The 255-nt window shown below is 49.4% G+C and carries 1 protein-coding gene; it reads left to right on the top strand.

Annotation, left to right across the window (positions count from 1 at the left end):
* Nucleotides 1-255, top strand: a 255-nt coding sequence (locus SKC36_RS12370) for a hypothetical protein (RefSeq protein ID WP_459466083.1), incomplete at both ends; no start/stop codon positions are given.

Raw genomic sequence — 255 nt, forward strand, 5'->3', positions numbered from 1 at the left:
GCTTATCGGGCACGAATAAATTAAATGGAGCAGGCGACTTTAGTAGTGGAGTGGCGAACTTGACAAGCTTAGGCTTAATGTTTACAGGAACTTCGGGCTCAGGTAGCTTCACGTTTAGTCCAGCAACAGGGGCTCCAGTAAGCTCGAGTGCTATAACGGTAAACCCAGGCTCAGCGACTAAGTTGATTATCACGGGAAGCGGCACGCAAACGGCAGGAGTAGGTCAAACAATCACGATTACCGCGAAAGATGCGA

The sequence above is a fragment of the Aquirufa sp. OSTEICH-129A genome, from assembly GCF_054558355.1.